General features: G+C 45.7%; 30 protein-coding genes and 1 pseudogene. 12 read left to right on the forward strand and 19 right to left on the reverse strand.

Annotated features, from left to right (window positions below):
• The first annotated feature begins 209 nt into the window (after positions 1-209).
• Positions 210-404, forward strand: coding sequence for a YlcI/YnfO family protein (locus AMK18_RS33725; protein WP_001421937.1), 195 nt, complete (start codon positions 210-212; stop codon positions 402-404).
• A 164-nt stretch (positions 405-568) separates the two neighbouring features.
• On the opposite strand, the gene ybcW is transcribed toward AMK18_RS33725, so the two are convergent.
• Positions 569-775, reverse strand: a complete 207-nt coding sequence (gene ybcW / locus AMK18_RS33730; RefSeq protein WP_001031427.1) for a protein YbcW — start codon at positions 773-775, stop codon at positions 569-571.
• Positions 776-1,060: 285 nt separating this feature from the next.
• On the opposite strand from ybcW, the gene AMK18_RS33740 reads away from it, so the two are divergent.
• A complete protein-coding gene (locus AMK18_RS33740; protein ID WP_012775990.1) occupies positions 1,061-1,471 on the forward strand; it encodes a DUF1398 domain-containing protein in 411 nt (136 codons plus the stop codon).
• A 289-nt stretch (positions 1,472-1,760) separates the two neighbouring features.
• Positions 1,761-2,054: a serum resistance lipoprotein Bor gene (gene bor / locus AMK18_RS33745; RefSeq protein WP_000738492.1), complete on the forward strand. Its 294-nt coding sequence runs from the start codon at positions 1,761-1,763 to the stop codon at positions 2,052-2,054.
• A gap of 31 nt (positions 2,055-2,085) precedes the next feature.
• Here the strand turns inward: bor and rzpD are convergent, their stop codons facing one another.
• The 17 genes and pseudogenes from rzpD to AMK18_RS33840 all read right to left on the reverse strand — a co-directional run bounded on the left by rzpD (position 2,086) and on the right by AMK18_RS33840 (position 10,472).
• Entirely contained in the window at positions 2,086-2,547 is a 462-nt protein-coding gene (gene rzpD, locus AMK18_RS33750; protein ID WP_000092275.1) for a prophage endopeptidase RzpD, read from the reverse strand.
• The gene (locus tag AMK18_RS33755; protein ID WP_000229403.1) at positions 2,544-3,020 is read right to left on the reverse strand and encodes a glycoside hydrolase family 24 protein; all 477 of its coding nucleotides are present in this window, start codon (positions 3,018-3,020) and stop codon (positions 2,544-2,546) included. Before AMK18_RS33755 ends, rzpD begins: the two co-directional genes overlap by 4 nt.
• Positions 3,004-3,327 (reverse strand): annotated as a pseudogene (locus AMK18_RS35460) (phage holin, lambda family). Before AMK18_RS35460 ends, AMK18_RS33755 begins: the two are co-directional and overlap by 17 nt.
• A 676-nt stretch (positions 3,328-4,003) precedes the next feature.
• Entirely contained in the window at positions 4,004-4,627 is a 624-nt protein-coding gene (locus tag AMK18_RS33770) for an antitermination protein Q (protein ID WP_001235459.1), read from the reverse strand.
• Positions 4,624-5,289, reverse strand: coding sequence for a serine/threonine protein phosphatase (locus AMK18_RS33775; RefSeq protein WP_001271136.1), 666 nt, complete (start codon positions 5,287-5,289; stop codon positions 4,624-4,626). Before AMK18_RS33775 ends, AMK18_RS33770 begins: the two co-directional genes overlap by 4 nt.
• Positions 5,267-5,473 carry a phage NinH family protein gene (locus AMK18_RS33780; RefSeq protein ID WP_002901791.1) on the reverse strand — a complete coding sequence of 69 codons (207 nt, stop codon included), beginning with the start codon at positions 5,471-5,473 and terminating at the stop codon, positions 5,267-5,269. The genes AMK18_RS33775 and AMK18_RS33780 overlap by 23 nt, the downstream gene beginning before the upstream one ends.
• Complete coding sequence (locus tag AMK18_RS33785; protein ID WP_015979261.1) at positions 5,470-6,084, reverse strand: recombination protein NinG; 615 nt, start codon at positions 6,082-6,084, stop codon at positions 5,470-5,472. Before AMK18_RS33785 ends, AMK18_RS33780 begins: the two co-directional genes overlap by 4 nt.
• Positions 6,074-6,286, reverse strand: a complete 213-nt coding sequence (locus AMK18_RS33790) for a protein NinF (protein ID WP_306424353.1) — start codon at positions 6,284-6,286, stop codon at positions 6,074-6,076. The genes AMK18_RS33785 and AMK18_RS33790 overlap by 11 nt, the downstream gene beginning before the upstream one ends.
• Positions 6,241-6,423 (reverse strand): NinE family protein, encoded by a 183-nt coding sequence (locus tag AMK18_RS33795; protein ID WP_000113775.1) that lies wholly within the window; start codon positions 6,421-6,423, stop codon positions 6,241-6,243. Before AMK18_RS33795 ends, AMK18_RS33790 begins: the two co-directional genes overlap by 46 nt.
• On the reverse strand, positions 6,390-6,563 hold the full coding sequence (gene ninD, locus AMK18_RS33800; protein WP_000984218.1) for a protein NinD: 174 nt from the start codon (positions 6,561-6,563) through the stop codon (positions 6,390-6,392). The genes AMK18_RS33795 and ninD overlap by 34 nt, the downstream gene beginning before the upstream one ends.
• Positions 6,560-7,432: a phosphoadenosine phosphosulfate reductase domain-containing protein gene (locus AMK18_RS33805; protein ID WP_000611491.1), complete on the reverse strand. Its 873-nt coding sequence runs from the start codon at positions 7,430-7,432 to the stop codon at positions 6,560-6,562. Before AMK18_RS33805 ends, ninD begins: the two co-directional genes overlap by 4 nt.
• Positions 7,429-7,869 carry a recombination protein NinB gene (locus AMK18_RS33810; RefSeq protein ID WP_000736903.1) on the reverse strand — a complete coding sequence of 147 codons (441 nt, stop codon included), beginning with the start codon at positions 7,867-7,869 and terminating at the stop codon, positions 7,429-7,431. The genes AMK18_RS33805 and AMK18_RS33810 overlap by 4 nt, the downstream gene beginning before the upstream one ends.
• A gap of 73 nt (positions 7,870-7,942) precedes the next feature.
• Entirely contained in the window at positions 7,943-8,233 is a 291-nt protein-coding gene (locus tag AMK18_RS33815; protein WP_000145933.1) for a protein ren, read from the reverse strand.
• Positions 8,230-8,931, reverse strand: a complete 702-nt coding sequence (locus AMK18_RS33820) for a replication protein P (protein WP_000788910.1) — start codon at positions 8,929-8,931, stop codon at positions 8,230-8,232. Before AMK18_RS33820 ends, AMK18_RS33815 begins: the two co-directional genes overlap by 4 nt.
• Positions 8,928-9,827, reverse strand: coding sequence for a replication protein (locus AMK18_RS34600; protein ID WP_000185505.1), 900 nt, complete (start codon positions 9,825-9,827; stop codon positions 8,928-8,930). The genes AMK18_RS33820 and AMK18_RS34600 overlap by 4 nt, the downstream gene beginning before the upstream one ends.
• Before the next feature lie 32 nt (positions 9,828-9,859).
• Positions 9,860-10,153 (reverse strand): lambda phage CII family protein, encoded by a 294-nt coding sequence (locus AMK18_RS33835; RefSeq protein WP_000251069.1) that lies wholly within the window; start codon positions 10,151-10,153, stop codon positions 9,860-9,862.
• Between the two features lie 118 nt (positions 10,154-10,271).
• Complete coding sequence (locus AMK18_RS33840; protein ID WP_000437875.1) at positions 10,272-10,472, reverse strand: Cro/CI family transcriptional regulator; 201 nt, start codon at positions 10,470-10,472, stop codon at positions 10,272-10,274.
• A gap of 100 nt (positions 10,473-10,572) precedes the next feature.
• On the opposite strand from AMK18_RS33840, the gene AMK18_RS33845 reads away from it, so the two are divergent.
• From AMK18_RS33845 to AMK18_RS33860, 4 genes are all read left to right on the forward strand, one after another.
• On the forward strand, positions 10,573-11,286 hold the full coding sequence (locus AMK18_RS33845) for a LexA family protein (protein ID WP_000104864.1): 714 nt from the start codon (positions 10,573-10,575) through the stop codon (positions 11,284-11,286).
• 112 nt (positions 11,287-11,398) lie between these two features.
• Positions 11,399-12,238, forward strand: coding sequence for a protein rexA (locus tag AMK18_RS33850; RefSeq protein WP_000788349.1), 840 nt, complete (start codon positions 11,399-11,401; stop codon positions 12,236-12,238).
• Between the two features lie 15 nt (positions 12,239-12,253).
• Positions 12,254-12,688 carry a protein rexB gene (locus AMK18_RS33855; RefSeq protein ID WP_001245922.1) on the forward strand — a complete coding sequence of 145 codons (435 nt, stop codon included), beginning with the start codon at positions 12,254-12,256 and terminating at the stop codon, positions 12,686-12,688.
• A 464-nt stretch (positions 12,689-13,152) separates the two neighbouring features.
• The gene (locus AMK18_RS33860; protein WP_001564525.1) at positions 13,153-13,476 is read left to right on the forward strand and encodes an antitermination protein N; all 324 of its coding nucleotides are present in this window, start codon (positions 13,153-13,155) and stop codon (positions 13,474-13,476) included.
• Here AMK18_RS33860 and AMK18_RS33865 read toward each other — a convergent pair whose 3' ends face one another.
• On the reverse strand, positions 13,477-13,989 hold the full coding sequence (locus AMK18_RS33865; RefSeq protein ID WP_231912168.1) for a superinfection exclusion B family protein: 513 nt from the start codon (positions 13,987-13,989) through the stop codon (positions 13,477-13,479).
• A gap of 236 nt (positions 13,990-14,225) precedes the next feature.
• On the opposite strand from AMK18_RS33865, the gene AMK18_RS33870 reads away from it, so the two are divergent.
• From AMK18_RS33870 to AMK18_RS33885, 5 genes are all read left to right on the forward strand, one after another.
• Complete coding sequence (locus AMK18_RS33870; protein ID WP_000213975.1) at positions 14,226-14,426, forward strand: antirestriction Ral family protein; 201 nt, start codon at positions 14,226-14,228, stop codon at positions 14,424-14,426.
• A 182-nt stretch (positions 14,427-14,608) separates the two neighbouring features.
• Positions 14,609-14,977 carry a DUF2528 family protein gene (locus tag AMK18_RS33875; RefSeq protein ID WP_000065374.1) on the forward strand — a complete coding sequence of 123 codons (369 nt, stop codon included), beginning with the start codon at positions 14,609-14,611 and terminating at the stop codon, positions 14,975-14,977.
• Between the two features lie 72 nt (positions 14,978-15,049).
• Positions 15,050-15,214: a protease FtsH-inhibitory lysogeny factor CIII gene (locus tag AMK18_RS34710; RefSeq protein ID WP_001198861.1), complete on the forward strand. Its 165-nt coding sequence runs from the start codon at positions 15,050-15,052 to the stop codon at positions 15,212-15,214.
• On the forward strand, positions 15,198-15,326 hold the full coding sequence (gene kil, locus AMK18_RS34715; RefSeq protein ID WP_001007579.1) for a host cell division inhibitory peptide Kil: 129 nt from the start codon (positions 15,198-15,200) through the stop codon (positions 15,324-15,326). Before AMK18_RS34710 ends, kil begins: the two co-directional genes overlap by 17 nt.
• 74 nt (positions 15,327-15,400) lie before the next feature.
• Complete coding sequence (locus tag AMK18_RS33885) at positions 15,401-15,697, forward strand: host-nuclease inhibitor Gam family protein (protein WP_000995451.1); 297 nt, start codon at positions 15,401-15,403, stop codon at positions 15,695-15,697.
• Positions 15,698-15,700 lie beyond the last annotated feature (3 nt).

Here is a 15,700-nt window from a genome sequence, read left to right on the forward strand (position 1 = left end):
GTCGCCGCCCCGTAACCTGTCGGATCACCGGAAAGGACCCGTAAAGTGATAATGATTATCATCTACATATCACAACGTGCGTGGAGGCCATCAAACCACGTCAAATAATCAATTATGACGCAGGTATCGTATTAATTGATCTGCATCAACTTAACGTAAAAACAACTTCAGACAATACAAATCAGCGACACTGAATACGGGGCAACCTCATGTCAACGAAGAACAGAACCCGCAGAACAACAACCCGCAACATCCGCTTTCCTAACCAAATGATTGAACAAATTAACATCGCTCTTGAGCAAAAAGGGTCCGGGAATTTCTCAGCCTGGGTCATTGAAGCCTGCCGTCGGAGACTAACGTCAGAAAAGAGAGCATATACATCAATTAAAAGTGATGAAGAATGAACATCCCGCGTTCTTCCCTCCGAACAGGACGATATTGTAAATTCACTTAATTACGAGGGCATTGCAGTAATTGAGTTGCAGTTTTACCACTTTCCTGACAGTGACAGACTGCGTGTTGGCTCTGTCACAGACTAAATAGTTTGAATGATTAGCAGTTATGGTGATCAGTCAACCACCAGGGAATAATCCTTCATATTATTATCGTGCTTCACCAACGCTGCCTCAATTGCTCTGAATGCTTCCAGAGACACCTTATGTTCTATACATGCAATTACAACATCAGGGTAACTCATAGAAATGGTGCTATTAAGCATATTTTTTACACGAATCAGATCCACGGAGGGATCATCAGCAGATTGTTCTTTATTCATTTTGTCGCTCCATGCGCTTGCTCTTCATCTAGCGGTTAAAATATTACTTCAAATCTTTCTGTATGAAGATTTGAGCACGTTGGCCTTACATACATCTGTCGGTTGTATTTCCCTCCAGAATGCCAGCAGGACCGCACTTTGTTACGCAACCAATACTATTAAGTGAAAACATTCCTAATATTTGACATAAATCATCAACAAAACACAAGGAGGTCAGACCAGATTGAAACGATAAAAACGATAATGCAAACTACGCGCCCTCGTATCACATGGAAGGTTTTACCAATGGCTCAGGTTGCCATTTTTAAAGAAATATTCGATCAAGTGCGAAAAGATTTAGACTGTGAATTGTTTTATTCTGAACTAAAACGTCACAACGTCTCACATTATATTTACTATCTAGCCACAGATAATATTCACATCGTGTTAGAAAACGATAACACCGTGTTAATAAAAGGACTTAAAAAGGTTGTAAATGTTAAATTCTCAAGAAACACGCATCTTATAGAAACGTCCTATGATAGGTTGAAATCAAGAGAAATCACATTTCAGCAATACAGGGAAAATCTTGCTAAAGCAGGAGTTTTCCGATGGGTTACAAATATCCATGAACATAAAAGATATTACTATACCTTTGATAATTCATTACTATTTACTGAGAGCATTCAGAACACTACACAAATCTTTCCACGCTAAATCATAACGTCCGGTTTCTTCCGTGTCAGCACCGGGGCGTTGGCATAATGCAATACGTGTACGCGCTAAACCCTGTGTGCATCGTTTTAATTATTCCCGGACACTCCCGCAGAGAAGTTCCCCGTCAGGGCTGTGGACATAGTTAATCCGGGAATACAATGACGATTCATCGCACCTGACATACATTAATAAATATTAACAATATGAAATTTCAACTCATTGTTTAGGGTTTGTTTAATTTTCTACACATACGATTCTGCGAACTTCAAAAAGCATCGGGAATAACACCATGAAAAAAATGCTACTCGCTACTGCGCTGGCCCTGCTTATTACAGGATGTGCTCAACAGACGTTTACTGTTCAAAACAAACCGGCAGCAGTAGCACCAAAGGAAACCATCACCCATCATTTCTTCGTTTCTGGAATTGGGCAGAAGAAAACTGTCGATGCAGCCAAAATTTGTGGCGGCGCAGAAAATGTTGTTAAAACAGAAACCCAGCAAACATTCGTAAATGGATTGCTCGGTTTTATTACTTTAGGCATTTATACTCCGCTGGAAGCGCGTGTGTATTGCTCACAATAATTGCATGAGTTGCCCATCGATATGGGCAACTCTATCTGCACTGCTCATTAATATACTTCTGGGTTCCTTCCAGTTGTTTTTGCATAGTGATCAGCCTCTCTCTGAGGGTGAAATAATCCCGTTCAGCGGTGTCTGCCAGTCGGGGGGAGGCTGCATTATCCACGCCGGAGGCGGTGGTGGCTTCACGCACTGACTGACAGACTGCTTTGATGTGCAACCGACGACGACCAGCGGCAACATCATCACGCAGAGCATCATTTTCAGCTTTAGCATCAGCTAACTCCTTCGTGTATTTTGCATCGAGCGCAGCAACATCACGCTGACGCATCTGCATGTCAGTAATTGCCGCGTTCGCCAGCTTCAGTTCTCTGGCATTTTTGTCGCGCTGGGCTTTGTAGGTAATGGCGTTATCACGGTAATGATTAACAGCCCATGACAGGCAGACGATGATGCAGATAACCAGAGCGGAGATAATCGCGGTGACTCTGCTCATACATCAATCTCTCTGACCGTTCCGCCCGCTTCTTTGAATTTTGCAATCAGGCTGTCAGCCTTATGCTCGAACTGACCATAACCAGCGCCCGGCAGTGAAGCCCAGATATTGCTGCAACGGTCGATTGCCTGACGGATATCACCACGATCAATCATAGGTAAAGCGCCACGCTCCTTAATCTGCTGCAATGCCACAGCGTCCTGACTTTTCGGAGAGAAGTCTTTCAGGCCAAGCTGCTTGCGGTAGGCATCCCACCAACGGGAAAGAAGCTGGTAGCGTCCGGCGCCTGTTGATTTGAGTTTTGGGTTTAGCGTGACAAGTTTGCGAGGGTGATCGGAGTAATCAGTAAATAGCTCTCCGCCTACAATGACGTCATAACCATGATTTCTGGTTTTCTGACGTCCGTTATCAGTTCCCTCCGACCACGCCAGCATATCGAGGAACGCCTTACGTTGATTATTGATTTCTACCATCTTCTACTCCGGCTTTTTTAGCAGCGAAGCGTTTGATAAGCGAACCAATCGAGTCAGTACCGATGTAGCCGATAAACACGCTCGTTATATAAGCGAGATTGCTACTTAGTCCGGCGAAGTCGAGAAGGTCACGAATGAACTAGGCGATAATGGCGCACATCGTTGCGTCGATTACTGTTTTTGTAAACGCACCGCCATTATATCTGCCGCGAAGGTACGCCATTGCAAACGCAAGGATTGCCCCGATGCCTTGTTCCTTTGCCGCGAGAATGGCGGCCAACAGGTCATGTTTTTCTGGCATCTTCATGTCTTACCCCCAATAAGGGGATTTGCTCTATTTAATTAGGAATAAGGTCGATTACTGATAGAACAAATCCAGGCTACTGTGTTTAGTAATCAGATTTGTTCGTGACCGATATGCACGGGCAAAACGGCAGGAGGTTGTTAGCGCGACCTCCTGCCACCCGCTTTCACGAAGGTCATGTGTAAAAGGCCGCAGCGTAACTATTACTAATGAATTCAGGACAGACAGTGGCTACGGCTCAGTTTGGGTTGTGCTGTTGCTGGGCGGCGATGACGCCTGTACGCATTTGGTGATCCGGTTCTGCTTCCGGTATTCGCTTAATTCAGCACAACGGAAAGAGCACTGGCTAACCAGGCTCGCCGACTCTTCACGATTATCGACTCAATGCTCTTACCTGTTGTGCAGATATAAAAAATCCCGAAACCGTTATGCAGGCTCTAACTATTACCTGCGAACTGTTTCGGGATTGCATTTTGCAGACCTCTCTGCCTGCGATGGTTGGAGTTCCAGACGATACGTCGAAGTGACCAACTAGGCGGAATCGGTAGTAAGCGCCGCCTCTTTTCATCTCACTACCACAACGAGCGAATTAACCCATCGTTGAGTCAAATTTACCCAATTTTATTCAATAAGTCAATATCATGCCGTTAATATGTTGCCATCCGTGGCAATCATGCTGCTAACGTGTGACCGCATTCAAAATGTTGTCTGCGATTGACTCTTCTTTGTGGCATTGCACCACCAGAGCGTCATACAGCGGCTTAACAGTGCGTGACCAGGTGGGTTGGGTAAGGTTTGGGATTAGCATCGTCACAGCGCGATATGCTGCGCTTGCTGGCATCCTTGAATAGCCGACGCCTTTGCATCTTCCGCACTCTTTCTCGACAACTCTCCCCCACAGCTCTGTTTTGGCAATATCAACCGCACGGCCTGTACCATGGCAATCTCTGCATCTTGCCCCCGGCGTCGCGGCACTACGGCAATAATCCGCATAAGCGAATGTTGCGAGCACTTGCAGTACCTTTGCCTTAGTATTTCCTTCAAGCTTTGCCACACCACGGTATTTCCCCGATACCTTGTGTGCAAATTGCATCAGATAGTTGATAGCCTTTTGTTTGTCGTTCTGGCTGAGTTCGTGCTTACCGCAGAATGCAGCCATACCGAATCCGGCTTGTGATTGCGCCATCCCCATAGCAGCCATCACATCAGTACCGGAAAGAGAGTCAGAAGCCGTGGCCCGTGGTGAGTCGCTCATCATCGGGCTTTTTGGCGAATGAAATTTAGCTACGCTTTCGAGTCTCATGCGCCTTCTCCCTGTACCTGAATCAATGTTAGGTTTCCGCAGAACACTGCGCCGGTATCGATATACATTTGGTTGGCAAACTTGAGTGGTTTCACTGCTGGCGTATGACCAAAGATGAACGTGTCCGCGCCTTTGATTTCTTTCACGATCCCGTTTTGTGAGTTGCTGATTCGTTCGCGGTTCCAGATTACCTGCTGATGATCAACTGGCTTTCCAAACTCGTATTCGTCAAAGGGATAATCGGCGTGGCAGATAACATATTTTTTATCTTTGCTCACCAGTTCGATGATTAACGGAAGTTCATCTGCTTTATGGGCAAGAGCTTTAGCCAGAATTTCTTTGTCGTAATCGAGATTAAAGAACCAGCCACCGCCATTAAGCAGCCAGTGATTAACGTTTCCACGCTCTGATAAGCCATCAATCATCATTTGCTCATGGTTTCCACGTACAGCTCTGAACCAGGGGAATGTGATTAATTCCAGGCATTCAACGTTCTCTGCACCACGATCAACCAAATCGCCCACCGAGATAAGCAGGTCTTTTTTGTTGTCGAATCCAATCGTATCCAGTTTGTTCATCAGGTTCGTGTAGCATCCGTGCAGATCGCCAACTACCCAAATATTTCGGTATTTGCTGCCATCAATTTTTTCGTAATAGCGCATCTCTTTCACTCCATCCGCGATGAACCATGAGAACGTCGTTGACGATGGCGTGCATTTTCCCGTCTTTATCATCAACGTATTTTCTGACCGTACCGCGACTACATTTCAGTCTGCGTGCTACTTCTGTCTGATTTCCGTATGTTTCAACGAGCATGTCTGGAATGGTTTTTACTGAGAACGTCATGCGGCCTCACTTCTGCTATTTCGCAGGTCTTTGAGTTTCTGTTGGTACTCTGCCTTGATCGCCTTGCACTCTTCGATAGTCCAGCGATGGCGGTTATGGTTTGATTCGATTTCGTCTACTGCTTCCTGCCCGATGCGGCTAATCAGTTCGACGCGATACGGAACGAGATTTCCGCTTTTGTGCTGGTTGCACACCACGCATTGCTTGTGAATATTGCGTTCATTAAATCGGAGTTGAGGTGCCGCAGCAGTTGTCCGGTAATGTCCGGCATCCCACTGAGCAGACGTGAGCGTTCCGCACGAGATACATGGTAAGTCGCGGTCTCTTTCTCTGATGAAGGCGTTTACGGCTTGTTGGGCTTGTTTAATCCAGTAACTGCGGGGCTTTAAGGCGAGTTTTCGAATCTTAAGTTTATCTTTCTGTTTCTGCTCCTCTCGTCGTCGTTTCTTCTCTGCTGCTTTTTCCGCTTTTTCGCGTTCTTTACTTCGTCGTTCGAGTGCTATCTTGGTTCCACACTCTGGAGAGCACCACCACTGATTAGCGAATGCAGGGTGAAACCATTCCCGGCATTCATCGTTTTTACATCGTCTTCGCGCTGGTTTAGCCATCATCTTCTTCCTCGTGCATCGAGCTATTCGGATCGCTCATCAGTTCTGCGCAGCAGTGCTCACACACGTGAACTTCCAGCACATGCAGCTTCTGACCGCAGTTAGCGCACGTTAAAGCTCGCTCGACGCTTTCTTGTTCGTAACTTCGATTTTGGTCAATCACCTTGTTTTCCTCGCACGACGTCTTAGCCACCGGATATCCCACAGGTGAGCCGTGTAGTTGAAGGTTTTTACGTCAGATTCTTTTGGGATTGGCTTGGGTTTATTTCTGGTGCGTTTCGTTGGAAGGTATTTGCAGTTTTCGCAGATTATGTCGGTGATACTTCGTCGCTGTCTCGCCACACGTCCTCCTTTTCCTGCGGTAGTGGTAACACCCCTGTTGGTGTTCTTTCACACCGGAGACACCATCGATTCCAGTAAGGTTGATTTGGTCGGAAGCGGTTATCTTCTTTGCATTCACCGCACCGATAACATCGCATCATGCAGCTTCCCTCCCGAAGTCGAAATCAAGCTGCCCTCCAAATATTTCGCATGACTCAGAACAAGAGCCGGTATCGAATCTTTTAGCTCGTACCATGTCCTGATACAGGGCTTGATAATCATTTTCTGAATACATTTTCGCGATACCGTCCAGCGACATTCTTCCTCGGTACATAATCTCCTTTGGCGTTTCCCGATGTCCGTCACGCACATGGGATCCCGTGATGACCTCATTAAAAACACGCTGCAATCCCTCCTCATCTTTGCAGGCAAGTCCGATTTTTTGCGTTGATTTTTTAATGCAGAATATGCAGTTACCGAGATGTTCCGGTATTTGCAAATCGAATGGTTGTTGCTTCCACCATGCGAGGATATCTTCCTTCTCAAAGTCTGACAGTTCAGCAAGATATCTGATTCCAGGCTTTGGCTTTAGCCGCTTCGGTTCATCAGCTCTGATGCCAATCCACGTGGTGTAATTCCCTCGCCCGAAATGGTCATCACAGTATTTGGTGAAGGGAACGAGTTTTAATCTGTCAGTGCAGAACGCGCCGCCGACGTATGGAGTGCCATATTTCTTTACCATATCGATAAATGGCTTCAGAACAGGCATTCGCGTCTGAATATCCTTTGGTTCCCATACCGTATAACCATTTGGCTGTCCAAGCTCCGGGTTGATATCAACCTGCAATACGGTGAGCGGTATATCCCAGAACTTCACAACTTCCCTGACAAACCGATATGTCATTGGATGTTCACAACCTGTATCCATGAAAACGTAATGCACGTCTTTACCTGCCCGTCGCTTTTGCTCCATTAGCCAGAGCAAATATGCTGACGTCCTGCCACCGGAGAAACTAACGACATTTATCATGCAGCCCTGTCTCCCCATCTCGCTTTCCACTCCAGAGCCAGTCTCGCTTCGTCTGACCACTTAACGCCACGCTCTGTACCGAATGCCTGTATAAGCTCTAATAGCTCCGCAAATTCGCCTACACGCATCCTGCTGGTTGACTGGCCTATTACCACAAAGCCATTCCCGGCAAGGTTAGGAACAACATCCTGCTGCTTTAATGCTGCGGTAAACACACACTTCCAGCTTTCTGCATCCAGCCAGCGACCATGCCATTCAACCTGACGAGAGACGTCACCTAAGCAGGCCCATAGCTTCCTGTTTTGGTCTAAGCTGCGGTTGCGTTCCTGAATGGTTACTACGATTGGTTTGGTTGGGTCTGGAAGGATTTGCTGTACTGCGTGAATAGCGTTTTGCTGATGTGCTGGAGATCGAATTTCAAAGGTTAGTTTTTTCATGACTTCCCTCTCCCCCAAATAAAAAGGCCTGCGATTACCAGCAGGCCTGTTATTAGCTCAGTAATGTAGATGGTCATCTTTTAACTCCATATACCGCCAATACCCGTTTCATCGCGGCACTCTGGCGACACTCCTTAAAAACCAGGTTCGTGCTCATCTTTCCTTCCCGTTCTTCCCTGGTAGCAAACCGGTAATACACCGTTCGCCAGACCTTACCTTCGATAACCAGAAGACCTGCCCGTGCCATTTTAGCCGCGGCCTGATTTATGCTGGTTACTGTTGCGCCTGTTAGCGCGGCAACGTCCGGCGCACAGAAGCTATTATGCGTCCCCAGGTAATGAATAATTGCCTCTTTGCCCGTCATACACTTGCTCCTTTCAGTCCGAACTTAGCTTTGATTTCTGCGATCTTCGCCAGAGCCTGTGCACGATTTAGAGGTCTACCGCCCATGACAGGAAGTTGTTTTACTGGTTCAGGGATCGCCTCACCACGGTTAATTCTCGCAGTCATATGGACAAGCTCATCTGCGGCCTTACGGCGTAATTCCGCATCAGTAAGCGCATTGGCCCGCATGTTCTGATACAGGTTGGTAACCAGCCAGTAGTGCGCGTTTGATTTCCACGGATAAGACTCCGCATCCGGATACAGGCCTCGCTTCCGGCAATACTCGTAAACCATATCAACCAGCTCGCTGACGTTTGGCAGTCCGGCGGTAACGGATGCTTCTTCCCGGCACCATGCAACAAACTGCCCGGGTGATGGCAGAAATGGTCGATTCTGCCGACGGGCTACGCGCATTCCTGCGTTAACCTGTTCCATCGTGGTGATCCCGTTTTCCCGAAAAGCCAGAACCCACTGGCGACGGATTTCGTTCACTTCGTTCTGGTCACGGTTAGCCAGGCTCGCCGGGAAAGTTGCCAGTAACTGGCTGAACACACCGTTGATGATCTGCGCTACCTGCTGTACCTGCGGCTTTTCGTCGTACTGTTCCGGCATGTTGTTGGCGATCCGACGCATCTGCTCACGGTCAAAGTTAACCATCTGTGCGGCGATGTTTTTCATAGATCCACCCCGTAAATCCAGTCTGTGTTTGTCAGGTCGAGTTTTGGTTTGCTGGCTGTCACGCCTGCCTGTTGCTTGTTACGGTTGATTTCGAGTTGGGTCCACTTATCGCGGAGTTTGGCCGGGCTCAGCACGTTACCGGACCAGAAGTTGTCCTGGCATGCCCAGCGGAACAGCACACACATGTCGCGGTGGTTACGTCCGTCACGTTCACGCATCAGGCGGATATCGTTAGCCCACCCAGCAAAATTCGGTTTTCTGGCTGATGGTGCGATAGTCTTCACCATGTCAAACATCCACTCTGCGGCGGTCAGGTCTTCTGCTGTCCCCCACTTGCTGCCGCTCTGAATTGCAGCATCCGGTTTCACCACAGAAAGGTCGTTTTCTGGCTGGTCAGAGGATTCGCCAGAATTCTCTGACGAATAATCTTTTCTTTTTTCTTTTGTAATAGTGTCTTTTGTGTCCCCCTGTTTTGAGGGATAGCAATCCCCCAATTTGAGGGATGTTTTATCCCTCGTTTTAGGGGATTTTCCCTCGTTTTGAGGGATGCACCATTCTGAGATGTTTTTATTTGGTCCAAACATGCCGCCTTGCTGCTTGATAATATTCATTCTGACGAGTTCTAACTTGGCTTCATTGCACCGTTTGACAGGTAACTTTGTAATCTCGCTAAGTTGAGAATCGGTGATTCTGTCCATTGGTTTATTCCACCCATAGGTTTTACGCAGAATGGCAAGCAGCACTTTAAACTGTCGCTTGGTCAGATCTGCGCCCGAATAAGCCTCAAGCAGCATATTTGATAGTCTGGCGTAACCATCATCGAGATCTGCCACATTACGCTCCTGTCCGGCAAAGTTACCTCTGCCGAAGTTGAGTATTTTTGCTGTATTTGTCATAATGACTCCTGTTGATAGATCCAGTAATGACCTCAGAACTCCATCTGGATTTGTTCAGAACGCTCGGTTGCCGCCGGGCGTTTTTTATTGGTGAGAATCGCAGCAACTTGTCGCGCCAATCGAGCCATGTCGTCGTCAACGACCCCCCATTCAAGAACAGCAAGCAGCATTGAGAACTTTGGAATCCAGTCCCTCTTCCACCTGCTGATCTGCGACTTATCAACGCCCACAGCTTCCGCTGTCTTCTCAGTTCCAAGCATTGCGATTTTGTTAAGCAACGCACTCTCGATTCGTAGAGCCTCGTTGCGTTTGTTTGCACGAACCATATGTAAGTATTTCCTTAGATAACAATTGATTGAATGTATGCAAATAAATGCATACACCATAGGTGTGGTTTAATTTGATGCCCTTTTTCAGGGCTGGAATGTGTAAGAGCGGGGTTATTTATGCTGTTGTTTTTTTGTTACTCGGGAAGGGCTTTACCTCTTCCGCATAAACGCTTCCATCAGCGTTTATAGTTAAAAAAATCTTTCGGCCTGCATGAATGGCCTTGTTGATCGCGCTTTGATATACGCCGAGATCTTTAGCTGTCTTGGTTTGCCCAAAGCGCATTGCATAATCTTTCAGGGTTATGCGTTGTTCCATACAACCTCCTTAGTACATGCAACCATTATCACCGCCAGAGGTAAAATAGTCAACACGCACGGTGTTAGATATTTATCCCTTGCGGTGATAGATTTAACGTATGAGCACAAAAAAGAAACCATTAACACAAGAGCAGCTTGAGGACGCACGTCGCCTTAAAGCAATTTATGAAAAAAAGAAAAATGAACTTGGCTTATCCCAGGAATCTGTCGCAGACAAGATGGGGATGGGGCAGTCAGGCGTTGGTGCTTTATTTAATGGCATCAATGCATTAAATGCTTATAACGCCGCATTGCTTACAAAAATTCTCAAAGTTAGCGTTGAAGAATTTAGCCCTTCAATCGCCAGAGAAATCTACGAGATGTATGAAGCGGTTAGTATGCAGCCGTCACTTAGAAGTGAGTATGAGTACCCTGTTTTTTCTCATGTTCAGGCAGGGATGTTCTCACCTAAGCTTAGAACCTTTACCAAAGGTGATGCGGAGAGATGGGTAAGCACAACCAAAAAAGCCAGTGATTCTGCATTCTGGCTTGAGGTTGAAGGTAATTCCATGACCGCACCAACAGGCTCCAAGCCAAGCTTTCCTGACGGAATGTTAATTCTCGTTGACCCTGAGCAGGCTGTTGAGCCAGGTGATTTCTGCATAGCCAGACTTGGGGGTGATGAGTTTACCTTCAAGAAACTGATCAGGGATAGCGGTCAGGTGTTTTTACAACCACTAAACCCACAGTACCCAATGATCCCATGCAATGAGAGTTGTTCCGTTGTGGGGAAAGTTATCGCTAGTCAGTGGCCTGAAGAGACGTTTGGCTGATCGGCAAGGTGTTCTGGTCGGCGCATAGCTGATAACAATTGAGCAAGAATCTTCATCGAATTAGGGGAATTTTCACTCCCCTCAGAACATAACATAGTAAATGGATTGAATTATGAAGAATGGTTTTTATGCGACTTACCGCAGCAAAAATAAAGGGAAAGATAAGCGCTCAATAAACCTGTCTGTTTTCCTTAATTCTCTGCTGGCTGATAATCATCACCTGCAGGTTGGCTCCAATTATTTGTATATTCATAAAATCGATGGAAAAACTTTTCTCTTTACCAAAACAAATGACAAGAGTCTGGTTCAGAAGATAAATCGCTCTAAAGCTTCAGTTGAAGATATTAAGAACAGCCTCGCAGATGACGAATCATTGGGATTCCCATCTTTTTTGTTTGTTGAAGGCGACACCATTGGTTTTGCCAGAACTGTTTTCGGGCCGACCACATCCGATCTGACAGATTTTTTAATCGGGAAAGGAATGTCATTAAGCAGTGGAGAGCGCGTTCAGATAGAGCCACTGATGAGGGGAACCACCAAAGACGATGTTATGCATATGCATTTCATCGGCCGAACAACGGTGAAGGTAGAAGCCAAGCTACCTGTATTTGGCGATATATTAAAGGTCTTAGGGGCAACAGATATTGAAGGGGAGCTTTTTGACTCATTGGATATAGTCATTAAGCCAAAATTTAAAAGGGATATAAAAAAGGTTGCCAAGGATATTATTTTTAACCCGTCACCTCAATTTTCAGACATTAGCCTGCGGGCAAAAGATGAGGCCGGAGATATTTTAACAGAACATTATCTATCAGAAAAAGGCCATCTCTCAGCGCCTCTGAACAAGGTCACCAATGCTGAGATAGCTGAAGAGATGGCATATTGCTACGCAAGAATGAAAAGTGATATACTGGAATGTTTTAAAAGGCAGGTGGGCAAAGTTAAGGATTAATTATCAGGAGTAATTATGCGGAACAGAATCATGCCTGGTGTTTACATAGTAATAATTCCTTACGTTATCGTAAGCATTTGCTATCTCCTTTTCCGCCACTACATTCCTGGTGTTTCTTTTTCAGCTCATAGAGATGGTCTTGGGGCGACATTGTCATCATATGCAGGAACCATGATTGCAATCCTGATTGCTGCCTTGACGTTTCTAATCGGAAGCAGAACGCGCCGACTGGCCAAGATTAGAGAGTATGGGTATATGACATCGGTAGTTATTGTCTATGCCCTTAGTTTTGTTGAGCTTGGAGCTTTGTTTTTCTGCGGGTTATTGCTTCTTTCCAGCATAAGCGGCTACATGATACCCACTATCGCCATCGGCATTGCCTCTGCATCGTTCATTCATATATGCATCCTTGTTTTCCAACTATATAATTTGACCAGAGAACAAGAATAACCCGGCCTCAGCGCCGGGTTTTCTTTGCCTCACGATCGCCCCCAAAACACATAACCAATTGTATTTATTGAAAAATAAATAGATACAACTCACTAAACATAGCAATTCAGATCTCTCACCTACCAAACAATGCCCCCCTGCAAAAAATAAATTCATATAAAAAACATACAGATAACCATCTGCGGTGATAAATTATCTCTGGCGGTGTTGACATAAATACCACTGGCGGTGATACTGAGCACATCAGCAGGACGCACTGACCACCATGAAGGTGACGCTCTTAAAAATTAAGCCCTGAAGAAGGGCAGCATTCAAAGCAGAAGGCTTTGGGGTGTGTGATACGAAACGAAGCATTGGCCGTAAGTGCGATTCCGGATTAGCTGCCAATGTGCCAATCGCGGGGGGTTTTCGTTCAGGACTACAACTGCCACACACCACCAAAGCTAACTGACAGGAGAATCCAGATGGATGCACAAACACGCCGCCGCGAACGTCGCGCAGAGAAACAGGCTCAATGGAAAGCAGCAAATCCCCTGTTGGTTGGGGTAAGCGCAAAACCAGTTAACCGCCCTATTCTCTCGCTGAATCGCAAACCGAAATCACGAGTAGAAAGCGCACTAAATCCGATAGACCTTACAGTGCTGGCTGAATACCACAAACAGATTGAAAGCAACCTGCAACGTATTGAGCGCAAGAATCAGCGCACATGGTACAGCAAGCCTGGCGAACGCGGCATAACATGCAGTGGACGCCAGAAAATTAAGGGAAAATCGATTCCTCTTATCTAGTTACTTAGATATTGGCCTTGGCTTTATCTCAATATTATATGGATCATAGCTGGCAACTAATTCAGTCCAGTAAATATCCTCAATAGGGAATAATATATGCTTTCCATTCCATCGGGAAAAAGTTTTGTTCAACACACCAAGCTCAATCAACTCACTAATGTATGGGAATTGTTTTGATGTAACCACATACTTCCTGCCTTCATTAAGGGCTGCGCACAAAACCATAGATTGCTCTTCTGTAAGGTTTTGAATTACTGATCGCACTTTATCGTTTTGCATCTTAATGCGTTTTCTTAGCTTAAATCGCTTATATCTGGCGCTGGCAATAGCTGATAATCGATGCACATTAATTGCTAGCGAAAATGCAAGAGCAAAGACGAAAACATGCCACACATGAGGAATACCGATTCTCTCATTAACATATTCAGGCCAGTTATCTGGGCTTAAAAGCAGAAGTCCAACCCAGATAACGATCATATACATGGTTCTCTCCAGAGGTTCATTACTGAACACTCGTCCGAGAATAACGAGTGGATCCATTTCTATACTCATCAAACTGTAGGGGTTGTAATAGTTTATCCGATTTCTCGCTGTAGGGGTACACGAGAACCACCGAGCCTGATGTGGTTAAAAGACAGGCACAATCTTTACTACCGCAATCCACTATTTAAGGTGATATATGGAAGAAGAATTTGAAGAGTTCGAAGAGCATCCTCAGGATGTGATGGAACAATACCAGGACTATCCGTATGACTACGACTATTGATAAAAATCAATGGTGTGGACAATTCAAGCGATGCAATGGATGCAAGCTGCAATCGGAATGCATGGTTAAGCCTGAAGAAATGTTTCCTGTAATGGAAGATGGGAAATATGTCGATAAATGGGCAATACGAACGACGGCAATGATTGCCAGAGAACTTGGTAAACAGAACAACAAAGCTGCCTGATAGTGGCCTTTATTTTTGGCATAAATAACAGAATAAACACTGCACTGTGTATTCATTCCAACGAGTGAATACACGGAGCAATGTCGCTCGTAACTAAACAGGAGCCGACTTGTTCTGATTATTGGAAATCTTCTTTGCCCTCCAGTGTGAGGGCGATTTTTTATCTGTGAGGATATGAACAGATGTCAAACATCAAAAAATACATCATTGATTACGACTGGAAAGCATCAATAGAAATTGAAATCGACCATGACGTAATGACAGAGGAAAAACTTCACCAGATTAATAATTTCTGGTCAGACTCTGAATACCGACTCAATAAACACGGCTCTGTATTAAATGCTGTATTAATCATGCTGGCGCAACATGCTCTGCTTATAGCAATTTCAAGCGACTTAAATGCATATGGTGTTGTGTGTGAGTTCGACTGGAATGATGGAAATGGTCAGGAAGGATGGCCTCCAATGGATGGTAGCGAAGGAATAAGAATTACCGATATCGATACATCAGGAATATTTGATTCAGATGATATGACTATCAAGGCCGCCTGAGTGCGGTTTTACCGCATACCAATAACGCTTCACTCGAGGCGTTTTTCGTTATGTATAAATAAGGAGCACACCATGCAATATGCCATTGCAGGGTGGCCTGTTGCTGGCTGCCCTTCCGAATCTTTACTTGAACGAATCACCCGTAAATTACGTGACGGATGGAAACGCCTTATCGACATACTTAATCAGCCAGGAGTCCCAAAGAATGGATCAAACACTTATGGCTATCCAGACTAAATTCACTATCGCCACTTTTATTGGCGATGAAAAGATGTTTCGTGAAGCCGTCGACGCTTATAAAAAATGGATATTAATACTGAAACTGAGATCAAGCAAAAGCATTCACTAACCCCCTTTCCTGTTTTCCTAATCAGCCCGGCATTTCGCGGGCGATATTTTCACAGCTATTTCAGGAGTTCAGCCATGAACGCTTATTACATTCAGGATCGTCTTGAGGCTCAGAGCTGGGCGCGTCACTACCAGCAGCTCGCCCGTGAAGAGAAAGAGGCAGAACTGGCAGACGACATGGAAAAAGGCCTGCCCCAGCACCTGTTTGAATCGCTATGCATCGATCATTTGCAACGCCACGGGGCCAGCAAAAAATCCATTACCCGTGCGTTTGATGACGATGTTGAGTTTCAGGAGCGCATGGCAGAACACATCCGGTACATGGTTGAAACCATTGCTCACCACCAGGTTGATATTGATTCAGAGGTATAAAAC

Origin of the sequence: Streptomyces sp. CB01249 (assembly GCF_001905735.1) — a bacterium.
Classification (GTDB): Bacteria; Actinomycetota; Actinomycetes; order Streptomycetales; family Streptomycetaceae; genus Streptomyces.